Raw genomic sequence first — 16,863 nt, forward strand, 5'->3', positions numbered from 1 at the left:
ACCGAACACGTCGCTGCGCGCGGTCGGTTGAGCGCGGGCGACTGAGCCAGGGCGGTTGCCGGTTCGCCGACGCGGCCGCCGCTTGGAGCCGGACCGAAGGGCCGGGTCCGTGCCCGTGAGGGCTCGGACCCGGCCCTCGCCGCGTCGGCTCCACGTACCCGGCTAGCTTTGGTGCCATGCCGCCGCCACCGCGTACGAAGCGCACGACCCGTACGACGTCCACGCCTGCCACGGCGTCCACGGCCAGTGCGAAGTCCACGGGCCCCGCGGCGTCCGGGAGTCGGGCGGCGACGGGGGCGGGGGCGGGGGCGGGGGCGGGGAACGACTGTCACGGTCCCGGCGACGGCGCCGCCACCGAGAACCCCGCCGCCGGGGGCGCCTCCGTGGAGACCGGCACGGCACGGGACCGCCAGTACTGGCTCCGGCTGCTGCCCGTACTGATGCTGCTGACCGCGGTGACGCGGCTGCCGTCCTTCGCGCGCCCCCTCTGGAACCCCGACGAGGGATATCTCGCCACGCAGGCACGGCAGTTGGCGGCCGGAGGCACGCTCTACGAGACGGTCGTGGACCGCAAGCCGCCGCTGCTGCCGTGGCTCTACCGCGCCGCGTTCGCCCTCTTCGGCGACGAGTCGCTGTGGCCGCTGCGGGTGGCCGCGTCGCTGGCGGTGCTGGCGTCCGCGCTGCTGCTCGCCTCGCTCGCGCGCCGCCGCTGGGGCGAGGGCGCGGGCCGGTTCGCGGGAGTGTGCCTCGTACTGGCCTCCGTCGCGCTGGTTCCCGAGGACACGCAGGCGGCGACGTTCGAGGTCTTCATGGTGCCCTGGACGGTGCTGGCCATGTGGTGTGCGGACAGGGGCCGTTGGGCGTGGGCGGGCGTGGCCGTCGCGGGAGCGGTGCTCACCAAGCAGACGGGCGGCGCCGTGCTCGTGCCCGTGCTGTGGCTGCTGTGGTCCCGGCGAATGCGGCCCCGGTACGCGCTCGGCCGGCCGCTGTCGGGCCTGTCGGCCGGTGCCGTGCTGCCCGTGCTTGCGGCGGCGCTGCTCCACGGCCCCGCACGCTTCGTCTTCTGGACGGCCACGGGGTCCGGGAGTTACATGTCGGCCGACGGCGCGATGGGCCATGCGCTGCTGCGTGCGCTCGCCAACGGCGGTCTGCTGCTTGCCGGTTGCCTGCCCATGACGGCGGCACTGCTCTACGTGATGCGCACCCGCGTCCGTGCCCGCAGCCGTACCCGCAAGGGATCTCGTCCCCCTGCCGCGCCCGGCACGGGAAGCGACCGAACCACGGACGTCTGGATCTGGCTGGCGGCCTCAGCGGCGGCCGTGTGCGTCGGCTTCCAGTTCTTCGGTCACTACTTCCTTCAACTCACCCCCGCCGTCGCCCTGTTGGCCGCAGAGGCACTGCGCCACCTCACAAGTCGCGCGGCGAAGGCGGCCATCGCCCTCAACTCGCTGGTGACCGCGGGTCTCCTCGGCTGGGCGCTGTGGCTCTTCCCCTCCGCCGAACTCGCCCATCAGCAGCGGCTCGCGGACGAGGTCCGCTCCCGTACCTCCCGCGCCGAGCCTGTGCTGCTGTGGGGCATGCATCCCGAGGGCTACTGGTTCGCCGAACGCGCCCCCGCCTCCCGCTACCTCACCGCCGGTTTCCTCACCAACTTCAGCGGTGGCCGGGGCGGGGCCCGCGTGGGGGAGCGCTACGCCATGACCGGCGCCTGGCCGTATTTCCGCCGCGAACTGGCGCGCAGGCCACCCGAGTTGATCGTCGACGACTCGCGGGGGAAGCCGTACGGCGCCGTGCACACGCCCACGCTGCGTGCGTATCTCGCCCGCCATTACGAACGCGTGGACACCGTCGACGGTGCGGTCCTCTACGCCCGTTCGCCGCGCCCGGCGCCCTGATCCGTGCCCGGCGCCCTGATCCGCGCCCGGCTGCCCCCAGCCGGTCCCCCGGCCATCATCCAGTGCACCCGGCCTTCGCCGCCCGGCCTGACGCCCCCGGCCTGTAGCGGCCTCCCGCCCTGTTCGCACGCACAACGGCGCCCGTCCGCCGGCCACTTGCCGGCGGACGGGCGCCTTCGCGAGCGCGCCGGTCGGCGTGGGGGATTATGCCGGTACGCTCGCGACCCCCGGCTCCAGGAAGCGGCGCCCTGTGGCCCGCTCGCTGACGCCCTCACGGTCCAGGTACGGGGTGATGCCGCCCAGGTGGAAGGGCCAGCCCGCGCCGGTGATCAGGCACAGGTCGATGTCCTGCGCCTCGGCGACGACACCCTCGTCGAGCATCAGGCGCACCTCCTGGGCGATGGCGTCCAGCGCCCGCTCGCGCACCTGCTCCTCCGTGAGCTGCACATCGCCCGTCTGGAAGAGCGCCTCGACCTCCGGGTCCAACTCGGGCTTGCCGGAGCCCGGTACGTAGAGGTTGCGCTTGCCCGCCTCGACGACGCGGCCGAGGTTCTCCGAGACGCCGAAGCGGTCGGGGAACGCGTCGTGCAGCGTGCCCGACACGTGGTGGGCGACGGCCGGACCGACCAGCTCCAGCAGCACGATCGGCGACATGGGCAGGCCCAGCGGCGCCAGAGCGCGGTCGGCGACGTCGACCGGAGTGCCCTCGTCGATCGAGCGCAGCACCTCGCCGAGGAAGCGCGTCAGCACTCGGTTGACGACGAACGCCGGTGCGTCCTTGACCAGAACGGCCGTCTTCTTCAGGGACTTGGCGACGGAGAACGCCGTGGCCAGCGACGCGTCGTCGGTGCGCTCCGCTCGTACGATCTCCAGCAGCGGCAGCACGGCCACCGGGTTGAAGAAGTGGAAGCCGACGACCCGCTCGGGGTGCTTGAGCTTCGACGCCATCTCCGTGACCGACAGCGACGAGGTGTTGGTGGCGAGGATGGCGTGCTCCGGCACGACCGCCTCGACCTCCGCGAAGATCTTCTGCTTGAGGCCCATCTCCTCGAAGACGGCCTCGATGACGAAGTCCGCGTCACCGAAGGCGGCGGCCTTGTCCAGCGATCCGGTCACCAGCGCCTTCAGCCGGTTCGCCTTGTCCTGGTTGACACGGCCCTTCAGCAGCAGCTTGTCGATCTCCTCGTGGACGTAGCCCACGCCCTTGTCGACCCGCTCCTGGTCGAGGTCGGTCAGTACGACCGGCACCTCCAGGCGGCGCGCGAAGAGCAGCGCGAGCTGCGAGGCCATCAGACCCGCGCCCACGACGCCCACCTTGGTGACGGGACGAGCCAGCGACTTGTCCGGAGCACCGACGGGCCGCTTGGCGCGCTTCTGCACCAGGTTGAACGCGTAGATGCCGCTGCGCAGTTCACCGCCCATGATCAGGTCGGCGAGCGCCTTGTCCTCGGCCTCGAATCCCGCACGCAGGTCGCCGCTCTTGGCCGCCGCGACGATGTCGAGCGCACGGTAGGCGGCGGGCGCAGCGCCGTGCACCTTGTCGTCGGCGATCTGCCGCCCGCGTGCGACGGCCTGGTCCCACGCCTCGTCCCGGTCGACCTCGGCCCGTACGACCTCGGTCTCGCCCTTGAGCACGGAAGCGGTCCAGCGCAGCGACTGCTCCAGGAAGTCCGCGCCCTCGAACAGGGCGTCGGCGATGCCCAGTTCGTAGACCTGCGGGCCCTTGAGCTGCTTGTTCTGGTTGAGGGAGTTCTCGACGATGACCGTGACGGCACGGTCGGCGCCGATGAGGTTCGGCAGCAGCGCGCACCCGCCCCAGCCGGGCACCAGCCCGAGGAAGACCTCCGGCAGACCGAACGCTGGCACGGCCTGCGAGACGGTGCGGTAGGTGCAGTGCAGCCCCACCTCGACGCCGCCGCCCATCGCCGCGCCGTTGTAGTACGCGAAGCTCGGCACGCCCAGGTCGGCCAGCCGACGGAACACCGCGTGACCGCCCTGCCCGATGGCGAGCGCGTCCTCGCGCTCCTTCAGCAGCTCGACGCCCTTGAGGTCGGCGCCCACGGCGAAGATGAACGGCTTGCCGGTGATGCCGACGCCGACGATCTCGCCGTCCTTCGCCTCCTTCTCGACCTGGTCGATCGCGGCGTTCAGATTGGCCAGCGAGGCCGGGCCGAACGTCGTCGGCTTGGTGTGGTCGAAGCCGTTGTCCAGGGTGATCAGCGCGAACCGGCCCGCGCCGCCCGGGAGTTCGAGGTGGCGCACATGCGCCTGAGTGACGACCTCGTCCGGGAACAGCTCGGCCGCGCCCTTCAGCAACTCGGCGGTGTTGGTGCTCACTTGCCTGCCCCTTCGAAGTTCGGGTTCTCCCAGATGACGGTTCCGCCCATGCCGAAGCCGACGCACATCGTCGTCAGCCCGTAGCGCACATGCGGCTGCTCCTCGAACTGCCGCGCAAGCTGCGTCATCAGCCGCACGCCGGAGGAGGCCAGCGGGTGCCCGTAGGCGATGGCGCCGCCGTACTGGTTGACGCGAGGGTCGTCGTCGGCGATGCCGTAGTGGTCGAGCAGCGCCAGCACCTGCACCGCGAACGCCTCGTTGACCTCGAACAGGCCGATGTCGTCGATCGACAGCCCGGCCTTGGCGAGCGCCTTCTGCGTGGACGGCACCGGCCCTACGCCCATGACCTCCGGCTCGACACCGGCGAAGGCGTAGCTGACCAGCCGCATCCTGACCGGCAGACCCAGCTCCTCGGCGAAGTCCTCGGCGGCGATCAGCGAGGCGGTGGCACCGTCGTTGAGCCCCGCGGCGTTGCCCGGTGTGACGCGGCCGTGCGCGCGGAAGGGCGTCTTCAGCCCGGCGAGGCTCTCCAGGGTGGTGCCCGGACGCATCGGCTCGTCCTGCGTGGCCAGACCCCAGCCGGTCTCCCCGCCCTCCTCGTTGGTGCGGCGGACCGAGATCGGTACGAGGTCCTGCTGGATCTTGCCGTTGGCGTACGCCTTGGCGGCCTTCTCCTGGCTGCGCACCGCGTACTCGTCGGCGCGCTGCTTGGTCAGATGCGGGAAGCGGTCGTGCAGGTTCTCCGCCGTCATGCCCATGAACAGGGCGGACTGGTCGACCAGCTTCTCCGATACGAAGCGGGGGTTGGGGTCGACGCCCTCACCCATCGGGTGACGGCCCATGTGCTCGACGCCGCCCGCGACCACGACGTCGTACGCGCCGAAGGAGATGGAACCGGCGGTGGACGTCACCGCCGTCATCGCGCCGGCACACATGCGGTCGATCGAGTATCCGGGAACGGTGTTGGGCAGCCCGGCCAGGATGCCCGCGGTGCGGCCGAGGGTCAGGCCCTGGTCGCCGATCTGCGTGGTGGCGGCGATCGCCACCTCGTCGATGCGCTCCGGGGGCAAGTCCGGGTTACGGCGCAGCAGTTCGCGGATGCACTTCACGACCAGGTCGTCTGCCCTGGTCTCGTGATAGATGCCCTTGGGGCCCGCCTTGCCGAACGGTGTGCGGACGCCGTCGACGAAGACGACGTCCCTAGCGGTACGAGGCACTTTGGCTCTCCTCCAGGTGCGGTGCAGTTACGCCGTACGGCGCGCTTCCCAAGAGCCATGCTACCCGTGGGTAACTGAGGGGCAAGGCCGGTTTCCGGGGAGGGGCACACGTCACATCGAGGGCCGGGGGAGGCGAGCCCGCCGGCGGTGCGGTCCGGCGTGCGAGGCCCGGCAGCAGACCGCCCGCCCCGTCGTCACTCCGACGAGGCGGGCGCGACCGCCGAGGCCCGGCAGGCGCCTACTTGGACGGCGCCGGCGTCGCCAGAGCCTCGGTCAGCAGCGACGCGGTCTGCTCGATCTGCCACTCGCGCGCCCCGAGCGCCCGCAGCGCCGAGACGACCTCCGGCTCCGTGCGGGCGCGGGGCGGCTGCCAGCACAGACGCCGCACCGTGTCCGGCGTCAGCAGATTCTCCTGCGGCATGGACAGCTCCTCGGCCCGTGCCGTCACCGCCGCCCGCGCGGCCGCGAGCCGCGCGGCAGCCGCCGGGTCCTTGTCGGCCCAGGAACGCGGCGGGGGCGGCCCGTTCGTCGCCTGGCTCTGCTGCGGAAGGGCCGACTCCGGCAGCTCCTTCGCCCGGTCGACGGCGGCCTGCCACTGGTCGAGCTGCTTGCGCCCTATCCGGTGCCCGAAGCCCGGCAGCCCGGCGAGTACACGCGCGTCGGACGGCAGCGCCAGCGCCGCCTCGACGATCGCCGAGTCCGAGAGCACCTTGCCCGGGGAGACGTCCCGCTTCCGCGCGATCCTGTCGCGTGCCGTCCACAACTCCCGTACGACGGCCATCTGACGGCGGCGCCGCACCTTGTGCATCCCGGAGGTGCGCCGCCAGGGGTCCTTGCGGGGCGGGGCGGGAGGCGCCGTGGCGATGGCCTCGAACTCCTGCCGCGCCCATGCGAGTTTGCCCTGACGCTCCAGCTCCTCCTCCAGCGCGTCACGCAGATCGATCAGCAGCTCGACGTCGAGGGCCGCATAGTGCAGCCACGGCTCCGGGAGCGGACGCGTGGACCAGTCGACGGCGGAGTGGCCCTTCTCCAGTGCGTAGCCGAGCAGATTCTCCACCATCGCGCCGAGCCCGACGCGTGCGTACCCGGCCAGCCGCCCTGCCAGCTCGGTGTCGAACAACCGCCGGGGCACCATGCCTATCTCACGCAGACACGGCAGATCCTGGGTGGCGGCGTGCAGCACCCACTCCGAGTCGGCGAGTACGGAGCACAGCCCCGACAGGTCCGGGCACCCCACGGGGTCGATCAGCGCGCTGCCCGCGCCCTCCCGCCGTAGCTGTACGAGATAGGCCCGCTGGCCGTAGCGGTATCCGGAGGCCCGCTCGGCGTCCACGGCGACCGGGCCGCTGCCCGAGTCGAAGGCGGCGATGATCTCGGCGAGCGCGGCCGCGTCGCTCGTCACGGGTGGAACGCCCTCACGGGGTTCGAGCAGGGGGACCGGCGCCTGACCAGGGTCTTGGCCCTCGGTTTCGGCCTTAGCGGGGTTTGCTGATGCGGTCTCTCGGGCGTCGGTCACCGCTCAAGGGTAGCTGCGCGAGGCCGGTGATTGTCCTGATGTCCGGGCAGACCGTTGCCCATGGCACCGGAATTCTCGCCGCGCCGCGTACGGGCCCTCCGGGGGCGGCGGACCGCCCGGCGTACCGGCCGCGCCGAAGGCCCGGCGCGGTGCGCCCCTAGGTCGCCCATGCGCCGCGCATATACGCGAGGCGCCCGCCGGCGGATCATGCCGCCTGCGGACGCCTCGAAGCGTGGGGGGAGGGGGAGGGCCGGGAAACTTCGTGATCAGTGGATGATGCCCGTGCGGAGTGCCACGGCGACCATGCCCGCACGGTCGCCGGTGCCCAACTTGCGGGCGATACGTGCCAGATGGGACTTCACCGTCAGCGCCGAGAGCCCCATCGAGACGCCGATCGCCTTGTTGGACTGGCCCTCCGCAACCAGCCGCAGCACCTCGACCTCACGTCCGGACAGCTCCCGCTGGCCACCGGGGTGCCCGGGGCCTCCGGGACCGCCGCCCGGGCGGCGGTGCATGCGCGCGGCGGCGGCACCGATGGGGGCCGCGCCGTGCCGGGTGGGCATGGCGCCGAGGTTGTTGCGGGTGCCGGTGACGACATAGCCCTTGACGCCGCCCGCGAGGGCGTTGCGCACCGCGCCGATGTCGTCGGCGGCTGACAGGGCCAGGCCGTTCGGCCAGCCCGCTGCTCGGGTCTCGGACAGCAGGCTGAGGCCCGAACCGTCCGGGAGGTGGACGTCGGCCACGCAGATGTCGCGTGGGTTGCCGACTCGGGGACGCGCCTCCGCGATCGACGACGCCTCGATCACGTCCCGTACGCCGAGAGCCCACAGATGTCGGGTCACGGTGGAACGGACGCGGGGGTCGGCCACGACGACCATGGCCGTCGGCTTGTTCGGGCGGTAGGCGACCAGGCTTGTGGGGTGCTCAAGAAGAACAGACACCGGGCCTCCGAGGGCTGGCTGCGGACGGAACCATTCCGGTAATCGCGCGGGATGATCCGAGGTTCCGTGTGGAAGGGTCATAGACTCCTTCGGCAGCTCAGGGGGCCCGCTTTAGGGGAAGATCACCAATTGATGACTGATATTTCCCGATTCGGACAGTCACTCGACGCCTGCTTCCGGCGCCGGGTCGGGCCTGATTTACGCGGTACGCGCGAGCGGCACAGGACGGTCGCCGCAGCGGTGCGACGGGGAGACCCATGAGGGGGCGCCGGCGCCGTGATCAAGAGCCGCAAGGAAGAGGGGCACTGGGCGCGGTCGGAGGGGCCGCGATCCGAGACGCAGGCGTCAGGGAGTCCGCCGTCAGAGAGGCTGCGGTCCGCGGCGCTTCGGGAGGGAGACGACGGAGCTTCCGTCTCCCGGCTCCGGCGGCAGTCCCGCGCACTGGCACAGCAGCTCCGACCACGCGGTCAGATGGAGCGCCATGTCCGGCAGGGCGTCCGGTGCGGCCTGCTCGTCGGGGCGGGGCGTCCAGCTCGCCCGGATCTCCAGCTCCGTCTGCGGCGGACGCTCGTCGAGGCCGCCGAAATAGGAGGACCCGGAGCGCGTGACCGTGCCGCTGGAGTCCGAGTACGCCGCGGAGTGCGCCTCCAGGGCGCCCGTCAGCCAGGACCAGGTGACCTCGGGCAGCAGGGGGTCGCCCGCCATCTCCGGCTCCAGCTCGGTGCGGGCGAGCGTGACGACGCGGAACGTGCCCTGCCAGGACTCCTGTCCCGCCGGGTCGTGGAGCAGTACGAAGCGGCCGTCGGCCAGTTCGGAGGAGTCGTCGGCGGGGTCCGTCACCGAGGCCGACAGCGCGCAGGAGAACGGGGCGAGGCGCTTGGGCGCGGGCAGCGCGGAGAGCTGCACCTCCGGTCTGGTGTGCGCGGCGTTCAGTGCCGCCACCGCATGCTGGAAAGGCAGCGGGACGCCCTCGCTTTCGCCGCCCGAGCTGCCGGGGCCCTCCGTCATCCTTGGTCGCGCCGCTGCCATGGGGCGCAAGAGTAGGGCGAGCGGGAGGCACAGACCGGTAGGGACACTCGCAAGTGGCCGAAGAGCGGTGGGTGTTGAAGCATCGCGAGGGGCTGCCGCTGCGGCCGGTGCGGGTGGCCGGGGAGGGGAAGCTTTCGGGGCGTGCCCTTGAGATTGGCTGACAACCGACGGCTCGTGGGCGGCGTACGGACAGCCGACGCGCAACAGGGGCCGCGATGGCGGGGGAGCGGCGCCTCCCGGCCTCGCCTCGCCGGTCAACAGGCCCTCCGAGGCGTGGGAGACTGCGGTGCGTGAGTGTCAACGACCCCCAGCCGCCGCAGCCGGTCCGGCCGGCCGCACCGCAAGACTCCGCGTTCCTCAAAGCGTGCCGCCGGGAGCCCGTGCCGCACACCCCGGTGTGGTTCATGCGGCAGGCCGGACGCTCGCTGCCGGAGTACCGCAAGGTCCGTGAGGGCATCGCCATGCTCGACTCGTGCATGCGCCCCGAGCTGGTCACGGAGATCACGCTTCAGCCCGTGCGCCGCCACCACGTCGACGCCGCGATCTACTTCAGCGACATCGTCGTACCGCTCAAGGCGATCGGCGTGGACCTCGACATCAAGCCCGGCGTGGGCCCGGTCGTCGCGCAGCCCGTACGTACGCGGGCCGATCTGGAGCGGCTTCGCCCGCTGGAGCCGGACGACGTCGGATACGTGACGGAGGCCGTGCGGCTCCTCGTGAGGGAACTCGGCGGCACGCCGCTCATCGGCTTCGCCGGCGCCCCCTTCACGCTCGCCAGCTACCTCGTCGAGGGTGGCCCCTCGCGCAACCACGAGCGCACCAAGGCGATGATGTACGGCGACCCTGAGCTGTGGGCCGCGCTGCTGGACCGGCTCGCGGTGATCACCGGCACGTTCCTGAAGGTGCAGATCGAGGCGGGCGCCTCGGCCGTGCAGCTCTTCGACTCCTGGGCGGGGGCCCTCTCCGAGGCCGACTACCGAAGCTCCGTGATGCCCGCGTCGGCGAAGGTCTTCGAGTCCGTCGCGCACTACGGCGTGCCCCGCATCCACTTCGGCGTCGGTACGGGCGAACTGCTCGGCGCCATGGGCGAGGCCGGTGCCGACGTCGTCGGCGCGGACTGGCGCGTACCCCTGGACGAGGCCGCACGGCGCATCGGGCCGGGCAAGCCGGTGCAGGGAAACCTGGACCCGGCGGTGCTCTTCGCGCCCCGTGACGCCGTCGAGGCGCAGGCCCGGCGGGTGCTGGACGCGGCGCGCGGCCTGGAGGGGCACATCTTCAACCTGGGGCATGGCGTGCTGCCGGAGACCGATCCGGACGCGCTGACGCGGCTCGTCGCGTACGTGCACGAGCAGACGGAGAGGTGAGGCGGGCGGGGAATCCCGCCCCGCACACGCGGCCGGGCCGCTCGCAACGGCCAGGCCGGGCAGCCGCCGGTCGAGCCGCGCCCGATCGTCAACTCGCGTTCCGCACCGCCGCCGTGGCCTTGCGGGCCGCCACCAGCACCGGGTCCCACACGGGGGAGAAGGGCGGCGCGTAGCCGAGGTCGAGATAGGTCATCTGCTCGACGGTCATGCCCGCGGTGAGCGCGACCGCCGCGATGTCGACGCGCTTGCCCGCGCCCTCGCGTCCCACGATCTGAGTGCCGAGCAGCCGTCCCGTGCCGAGTTCGGCGAGCATCTTCACGCGCATCGGCCTGCTGCCGGGGAAGTAGCCCGCGCGGCTGGTGGCCTCGGCCGTGGCCGTCACGAACCGCAGCCCCACCCCGCGCGCCTGCGCCTCCAGCAGTCCCGTACGGGCGATCTCCAGGTCGCAGACCTTGCTGACGGCGGTGCCGACGACGCCGGGGAAGGTGGCGTAGCCGCCGCCGATGTTGGCGCCGATGACCTGGCCGTGCTTGTTGGCGTGCGTGCCGAGGGCGATGTGGCGGGTACGGCCCGAGATCAGGTCGAGGACCTCGACGCAGTCGCCGCCGGCCCAGATGTTCTCCCGTCCGCGTACGCGCATCGCCAGATCGGTCAGCAGCCCGCCGGATTCGCCGAGCGGAAGACCGGCCTCCCGCGCGAGGGACGTCTCCGGGGTGACGCCGAGGCCGAGCACCACGATGTCCGCCGGATACGTGGTCTCCTCGGTGACGACGGCGCGGGCACGGCCGTCCTCTCCGGTCTCGACCTCTGTGACGGCCGCGCCCGTGACGACCTCCATGCCCATGTCGCACATCGCGTCCCGCACCAGCTCGCCCATGTCCGGGTCGAGGGTCGTCATGGGCTGCGGCGCCTGGTCCAGGACCGTCACCTCGAAGTCCCGGCGTACCAGGGCCTCGGCCATCTCCACGCCGATGTAGCCCGCGCCGACGACCACGGCCCGGCGTGGTCCGCCGCGGCGCGCTTCCGCCCGGTCGAGGGCGTCCAGCAGGGCCTGGCCGTCCTCCAGGGACTGCACGCCGTGCACGCCCTCCGCGTCGATGCCGGGCAGCGGCGGGCGCATCGGCCGGGCGCCCGTCGCCAGTACGAGGTGGTCGAAGTCGCTCCAGCGTTCCTCGGAGGGGCCGCCGCCGGGCGGGAGTTCGCGGGTGAGGACCCGGCAGCGGTCCGGGTCGACGCGTGTCACCTCCGTGTGCATCCGCAGGTCGATGCCGCGCTCCCGGTGCTTCTCGGGTGTACGGGCGATCAGGTCGTCGCGTTCGCCGACGTCGCCGCCGATCCAGTACGGGATGCCGCACGCGGAGTAGGAGGAGAAGGCGCCGCGTTCGAAGGCGACGATCTCCAGCTCGTCCGGGCCCATGTGGCGGCGGGCCTGCGAGGCGGCGGTCATGCCTGCCGCGTCACCTCCGACGACGACCATGCGGCGTGCGGCAGCCATGATCCCTGTTCCCTCCGTCGTCGCCGGGCCGGGCGCCCCGGCTCCCGGGCCTGCGGTCCGTTGCCCGTCGCCCGCTGTCCGTTGCCCTGGTTACGCCGTGCGGTACCCGCGCTGGGACGATGGACACATGCATGTGATCGTGATCGGCGGCGGCGTCTCGGGGCTCGCCGCGGCCCTGCGGCTCTCCACGGGCGGTGCCTCGGTGACCGTACTGGAGGCGTCGGCGCGGCTGGGCGGAAAGCTGCTGGCCGGCGACATCGCCGGTACCACGGCCGTCGACCTGGGCGCCGAGTCGATGCTCGCGCGCCGCACCGAGGGCGTCGACCTCGCTACGGAGGCGGGACTCGGGCAGGACCTTCGGGCACCGGCCGCGGCGGGCGCCGCGATCTGGTCGCGCGGCGAGCTGTGCCCGATGCCCAAGGGCCATGTGATGGGCGTGCCCGGGGACCCCGAGGCGCTGCGCGGCCTGCTCTCCGAGGAGGGCGTGGCACGCGCCGGGCAGGACGCCGTGCTGCCGCGTACCGAGATCGGGGAGGACGCCGCGATCGGCGAGTACGTGGCGGAACGGCTGGGACGCGAGGTCGTGGACCGCCTGGTCGAGCCGCTGCTCGGCGGCGTGTACGCGGGCGACGCCTACCGGATCTCGATGCGTGCCGCGGTGCCGCAGCTCTACGAGGCCGCACGCGGCGGGAGTTCGCTGCTGGAGGGAGTGCGGGCCTTGCAGGAGCAGGCGCTCGCGCAGCCGTGCGGGTCGCCCGTGTTCATGGGAGTACGGGGCGGTGTCGGACGGCTGCCGGGCGCGGTGGCGGACGCATGCCGCGCTGCGGGCGCGCGTATCCGTACGAGCGCTCCCGTACGGAGCGTGCGCTCGGCGCGTGGTGACGGGGACGAGGCCGGTTCCGCTGCGGCCGTCCTGCGTAGCTCCGGCTCCCACACCGGCACCGGCTCCCACACCGGCTCCGGTTCCCACACCGGCTCCGGCTCCGGCTCGGAAGGGGGTTCCGGTCCCCGACGGGGCGGCGGCGCCCGGTGGTTCGTCGTCACCGAGGGCGGCGAGACGCTGCACGCCGACGGGGTCGTTCTCGCCGTACCCGCCCCGCAGGCCGCACGGCTGCTCGCGGAGGAGGTGCCCGCGGCGGCGGCGGAGCTGCGCGGGGTGGAATACGCGTCGATGGCGCTGATCACAATGGCGTTCCGGCGCGCGGACCTGGAAGAGGTGCCTGCCGGAACGGGCTTTCTGGTGCCGCCCGTCGAGGGCCGCGGCATCAAGGCCGCGACCTTCTCCAGCAACAAGTGGGGGTGGGTGGCCGCGCAGGACCCGGAGCTGTTCGTGCTGCGCACCTCGGTCGGCCGCTACGGCGAGGAGGCCGTACTGGAACGCGAGGACGGCGAACTGGCCGAGTTGTCGCTGCGCGATCTCCAGGCCGCGTTCGGGCTGCGCGCCCGTCCGGTCGACCGGAGGGTCAGCCGCTGGGACGGCGGACTGCCGCAGTACGCGGTCGGTCACGCCGCCCGCGTGGCCCGTATCCGTGAGGCGCTGGGCGAGACCCGCGGCCTGGCGGTCTGCGGAGCTGCGTACGAGGGCGTCGGCATCCCGGCGTGCGTGGCGAGCGGCCACCGGGCGGCGGGGGAGATCCAGCAGACCCTGGCGCGGGCCGCCGCGGGCAGCGCGCCAGAATAGGGGCATGACTGCTGCACCGGAGCCGGAGCCGGCGGGGACGCCGGACTCGCCTGCCAAGCCCGACTCGACGAACAGGCCGGAGAAGACCCCCAACGCGGGCAAGAAGGCCAAGGACCTCAACGAGGTCGTCCGCTACGCCCTGTGGTCGGTCTTCCGGCTGCGTGCCGAACTCCCCGACGACCGCACCGCGTTCGCGGACGAGGTCGAGGAGCTGTTCGCGCAGCTCGCCGCGAAGGACGTGGTGGTGCGCGGCACCTACGACGTCTCCGGGCTGCGCGCCGACGCCGACCTCATGATCTGGTGGCACGCCGAGTCCTCCGACGCGTTGCAGGACGCGTACAACCGCTTCCGCCGCACACGGCTCGGGCGCGCACTGGACCCGGTCTGGTCGAACATGGCGCTGCACCGCCCCGCCGAGTTCAACAAGTCGCATCTGCCCGCGTTCGTGGCGGGCGAGGAGCCGAGGGCGTATGTGAGCGTCTATCCGTTCGTGCGCTCCTACGAGTGGTATCTGCTGCCTGACGAGGACCGCCGCCGCATGCTGGCCGACCACGGGAAGATGGCCCGCGGCTTCCCCGACGTACGGGCCAACACGGTGCCCGCCTTCTCCCTCGGCGACTACGAGTGGATCCTCGCCTTCGAGGCCGACGAACTGCACCGCATCGTCGACCTGATGCGTCATCTGAGGGGCTCCGAGGCGCGGTTGCACGTGAGGGAAGAGGTGCCGTTCTTCACCGGGCGGCGCAAGCCGGTCGCGGAGCTGCTGGCTGGCCTGGTGTAGGGCGGACCGCCGCTCCGTGGGGGCGGTGGGTCCTGCCCAGGCCAGGTGGCGATCGCCAACCCCCGGCCCACGAAGGTGTGTTGACGCCCCAGGGCCTTGACCAGGCCCGGCTGGGCCGGGAGTTCGGCGGCTCCCGGCCCCGCTTCGCCCCGCTCGTCGACGGACGTGATCACCCTTTCGCGTGAATGCGGGTCCGGCGTTCCATGACCGGGCCCGCCGTGGGTAGGCCCCGCGCCGACGAGGACGCGAGGGCCGGGCCCATGCCGGGCCGCTGGGAGCGTCCGGCATCACGGAGAAGGGGGCGCTGCCTTGCCGCAGCCGTTCGAACTGCCGGTCTTCTACACGCCGTATCCCGCCCGGCTGAATCCCGGTCTGGAGACAGCACGGGCGCACACCAAGCGCTGGGCCTACGAGACGGGCATCCTCGGCACGCCCCGCGACCCGGAGACGCCCGAGGTGTGGAGCGAGTCCGCATTCGACGCCATGGACTACGCGCTGCTGTGCGCCTACACCCATCCCGACGCACCGGCCCGGGAGTTGAACCTGGTCACCGACTGGTACGTGTGGGTCTTCTACTTCGACGACCACTTCCTGGAGGTCTTCAAACGGACCCGGGACATGGCGGGCGCGCGGCGCTACCTCGCCAGGCTGTCGGCGTTCATGCCGCCGGACCCCGCCGCCGGCGGCATACCCGAACCGGTCAACCCCGTCGAACGCGGCCTGGCCGACCTGTGGGCGCGCACCGCTGTGGACATGGACGCCGACTGGCGCGAGCGGTTCACCGCCGACACGCTCGACCTGCTGGAGGAGTCGATCTGGGAGCTGTCCAACATCGACGAGGGGCGCGTGCCCAATCCCGTCGAGTACATCCAGACCCGGCGCAGGGTCGGCGGTGCACCGTGGTCGGCGGGCCTGGTCGAGTACGCGATGCACGCGCCGATCCCCCGGCAGGTCTCAAGGACCCGGCCGCTGGCCGTACTCAAGGACGCCTTCTCCGACGGCGTGCACCTGCGGAACGACATCTTCTCCTACCAGCGGGAGTCCGAGGAGGAGGGAGAGATCAACAACGCCGTGCTGGTCCTCCACCACTTCCTGGGCTGCGGCTTGCAGGAGGCGGCCGAGCGTGTGAACGACCTGATCACCTCACGGCTCCACCAGTTCGAGCACACCGCGCTGGCCGAACTCCCGCCGCTCTTCGAGGAGTACGCCCTGGACCCGGCCGAGCGTGCCCGCGTACTGGCGTATGTCAAAGGGCTTCAGGACTGGCAGGCCGGAGGCCACGAATGGCACCTGCGCTCCAGCCGCTATATGAACGGGGAGACGCGAGGGCAGGCACCCTCCGGCCGGTTCTCCGCAGGGCCGCGCGGCCTCGGCACCTCGGCCGCACGTATCCCCGTCTCGCTGCGCAACGAGGCCGCGGCGGAGGGCGAGCCGGCGGGGCCGTGCCATGAGGCTGACCGCGGAGCCCGTGCCCGCCTACCTGGTCCCGGAGTTCGCGCCCGCGTTCCCCGTACGCGTCAACCCCCACCTCGACGAGGCACGCGAACACGCGAAGACGTGGGCGCACGCCATGGGGCTGGTCGGTCCCGAAGGTCCCTGGGACGCGGCGTACTTCGACGCCTGCGAGTTCGGCGTGCTCACCGCGCTGTGCAATCCCGCAGCGTCCCGCCGGCAGCTCAAGTCGGCCGTGGAGTGGGACATTTGGGCCTGGGCGATGGACGACCATCTTGTGGACGCCTTCAAGAAGCGCCATGACTACGCGGGCCTGCGCATGTACGTCGAGTACCAACGCGATCTGATGCCGCTGGACGGCGGCCCCGGCCCCGCTCCGGCCGGGCCCGTGGACCGCGCCCTCGCCGATGTGTGGGCCCGCACCGCCCCGGACCTCGCCCCCGCCGACCGGCGCCGTCTGCGGGACGCCTGCTGTGCGTTCGTCGGCTCGGCCCTTTGGGAACTGGCCAACACCCTGCACGGTCGGATTCCCGATCCGGTCGACTACGTCGAGATGCGGCGCCGGTCGGCAGCGGGTGAACTCGGCTCCGAGTACTGCCGGTCGGCCATGGGCCGCGACCTGCCCGCGGCCCTCCGTGAGCACCGCTCGGTATGCCGGTTGCGTGAGGCCGCCGCCGACATCCAGGGACTGCGCAACGACGTCTACTCGTACCGCAAGGAGATCGAGCACGAGGAGGAGCTCAACAACGGCGTCGCGGTCGTACAGGACTTCCTGGACTGCTCCCTCCAGGACGCCGTCGACGTCGTCGGCGACCTCGTCGAACTGCGCACCCGTGAGTTCCGGCGCATCGTCGGCACGGAAGTCCCGGCCGTGATCGAGGAGTTCGCCATGCCGGACGGTGAGCGTCGCCGGGTCCACGCGTATATCGCGAGTCTGGAGGAACGGCTCGCGGGCGGGCTCGCCTGGTACCTCGGCGCCCCGCCCCGATATCCGGCGACTCAGCGCTACACGGTCTCCCGGCGCCGGTGCTTGAAGACACGGCCTGCCGGTGGCCTGGCGGGCCCCACCGGCCTGGGCACGGCGGCTGCCAGCCCGTCGCGGACCCTCGCCGGGCGGGGCCAGCCGATCTGACAGGAGCGCAGGAGCGCAGGAGA

Annotated in this window: 11 protein-coding genes and 1 pseudogene; 6 read left to right on the top strand and 6 right to left on the bottom strand. The window is 72.3% G+C overall.

Going from position 1 to position 16,863, the window contains the following annotated elements; all coding sequences use genetic code 11:
* Positions 1-176 precede the first annotated feature (176 nt).
* A complete protein-coding gene (locus MMA15_RS23220; RefSeq protein WP_308290582.1) occupies positions 177-1,895 on the top strand; it encodes an ArnT family glycosyltransferase in 1,719 nt (572 codons plus the stop codon).
* A 204-nt stretch (positions 1,896-2,099) separates the two neighbouring features.
* On the opposite strand, the gene MMA15_RS23225 is transcribed toward MMA15_RS23220, so the two are convergent.
* The 5 genes from MMA15_RS23225 to MMA15_RS23245 all read right to left on the bottom strand — a co-directional run bounded on the left by MMA15_RS23225 (position 2,100) and on the right by MMA15_RS23245 (position 8,935).
* Positions 2,100-4,232, bottom strand: coding sequence for a 3-hydroxyacyl-CoA dehydrogenase NAD-binding domain-containing protein (locus MMA15_RS23225; RefSeq protein ID WP_241062028.1), 2,133 nt, complete (start codon positions 4,230-4,232; stop codon positions 2,100-2,102).
* A complete protein-coding gene (locus MMA15_RS23230) occupies positions 4,229-5,449 on the bottom strand; it encodes a thiolase family protein (RefSeq protein ID WP_241062029.1) in 1,221 nt (406 codons plus the stop codon). Before MMA15_RS23230 ends, MMA15_RS23225 begins: the two co-directional genes overlap by 4 nt.
* Before the next feature lie 238 nt (positions 5,450-5,687).
* Complete coding sequence (locus MMA15_RS23235) at positions 5,688-6,965, bottom strand: ribonuclease D (RefSeq protein WP_241062030.1); 1,278 nt, start codon at positions 6,963-6,965, stop codon at positions 5,688-5,690.
* 266 nt (positions 6,966-7,231) lie between these two features.
* The gene (locus tag MMA15_RS23240) at positions 7,232-7,906 is read right to left on the bottom strand and encodes a response regulator transcription factor (RefSeq protein WP_028433019.1); all 675 of its coding nucleotides are present in this window, start codon (positions 7,904-7,906) and stop codon (positions 7,232-7,234) included.
* Between the two features lie 360 nt (positions 7,907-8,266).
* Positions 8,267-8,935, bottom strand: coding sequence for a DUF3000 domain-containing protein (locus tag MMA15_RS23245; RefSeq protein WP_241062031.1), 669 nt, complete (start codon positions 8,933-8,935; stop codon positions 8,267-8,269).
* A gap of 290 nt (positions 8,936-9,225) precedes the next feature.
* Here MMA15_RS23245 and hemE point away from each other — a divergent pair, with 290 nt between their 5' ends.
* On the top strand, positions 9,226-10,299 hold the full coding sequence (gene hemE, locus MMA15_RS23250; RefSeq protein WP_241062032.1) for a uroporphyrinogen decarboxylase: 1,074 nt from the start codon (positions 9,226-9,228) through the stop codon (positions 10,297-10,299).
* A gap of 88 nt (positions 10,300-10,387) precedes the next feature.
* Here the strand turns inward: hemE and MMA15_RS23255 are convergent, their stop codons facing one another.
* Positions 10,388-11,794: an FAD-dependent oxidoreductase gene (locus MMA15_RS23255; protein ID WP_241062033.1), complete on the bottom strand. Its 1,407-nt coding sequence runs from the start codon at positions 11,792-11,794 to the stop codon at positions 10,388-10,390.
* 127 nt (positions 11,795-11,921) lie between these two features.
* Between MMA15_RS23255 and hemG the strand changes: the two genes are divergently transcribed.
* The 4 genes and pseudogenes from hemG to MMA15_RS23275 all read left to right on the top strand — a co-directional run bounded on the left by hemG (position 11,922) and on the right by MMA15_RS23275 (position 16,840).
* A complete protein-coding gene (gene hemG, locus MMA15_RS23260) occupies positions 11,922-13,475 on the top strand; it encodes a protoporphyrinogen oxidase (RefSeq protein ID WP_241062034.1) in 1,554 nt (517 codons plus the stop codon).
* A gap of 4 nt (positions 13,476-13,479) precedes the next feature.
* Complete coding sequence (hemQ, locus tag MMA15_RS23265; RefSeq protein WP_241062035.1) at positions 13,480-14,256, top strand: hydrogen peroxide-dependent heme synthase; 777 nt, start codon at positions 13,480-13,482, stop codon at positions 14,254-14,256.
* A gap of 309 nt (positions 14,257-14,565) precedes the next feature.
* A pseudogene (locus tag MMA15_RS23270) lies at positions 14,566-15,675 on the top strand (terpene synthase family protein); the annotation flags it as partial.
* 295 nt (positions 15,676-15,970) lie between these two features.
* Complete coding sequence (locus MMA15_RS23275) at positions 15,971-16,840, top strand: terpene synthase family protein (protein WP_241062037.1); 870 nt, start codon at positions 15,971-15,973, stop codon at positions 16,838-16,840.
* Positions 16,841-16,863: the final 23 nt, after the last annotated feature.

This window comes from Streptomyces marispadix, assembly GCF_022524345.1.
Taxonomy (GTDB): Bacteria; Actinomycetota; Actinomycetes; order Streptomycetales; family Streptomycetaceae; genus Streptomyces; species Streptomyces marispadix.

What these genes read in the sequence shown, in the direction of transcription:
- MMA15_RS23255 (WP_241062033.1), bottom strand. Translation starts at nt 11,794, where the DNA reads ATGGCTGCCGCACGCCGCATGGTCGTCGTCGGAGGTGACGCGGCAGGC.
- hemG (WP_241062034.1), top strand. Translation starts at nt 11,922, where the DNA reads ATGCATGTGATCGTGATCGGCGGCGGCGTCTCGGGGCTCGCCGCGGCC.
- MMA15_RS23245 (WP_241062031.1), bottom strand. Translation starts at nt 8,935, where the DNA reads ATGGCAGCGGCGCGACCAAGGATGACGGAGGGCCCCGGCAGCTCGGGC.
- MMA15_RS23275 (WP_241062037.1), top strand. Translation starts at nt 15,971, where the DNA reads ATGGACGACCATCTTGTGGACGCCTTCAAGAAGCGCCATGACTACGCG.
- hemQ (WP_241062035.1), top strand. Translation starts at nt 13,480, where the DNA reads ATGACTGCTGCACCGGAGCCGGAGCCGGCGGGGACGCCGGACTCGCCT.
- MMA15_RS23220 (WP_308290582.1), top strand. Translation starts at nt 177, where the DNA reads ATGCCGCCGCCACCGCGTACGAAGCGCACGACCCGTACGACGTCCACG.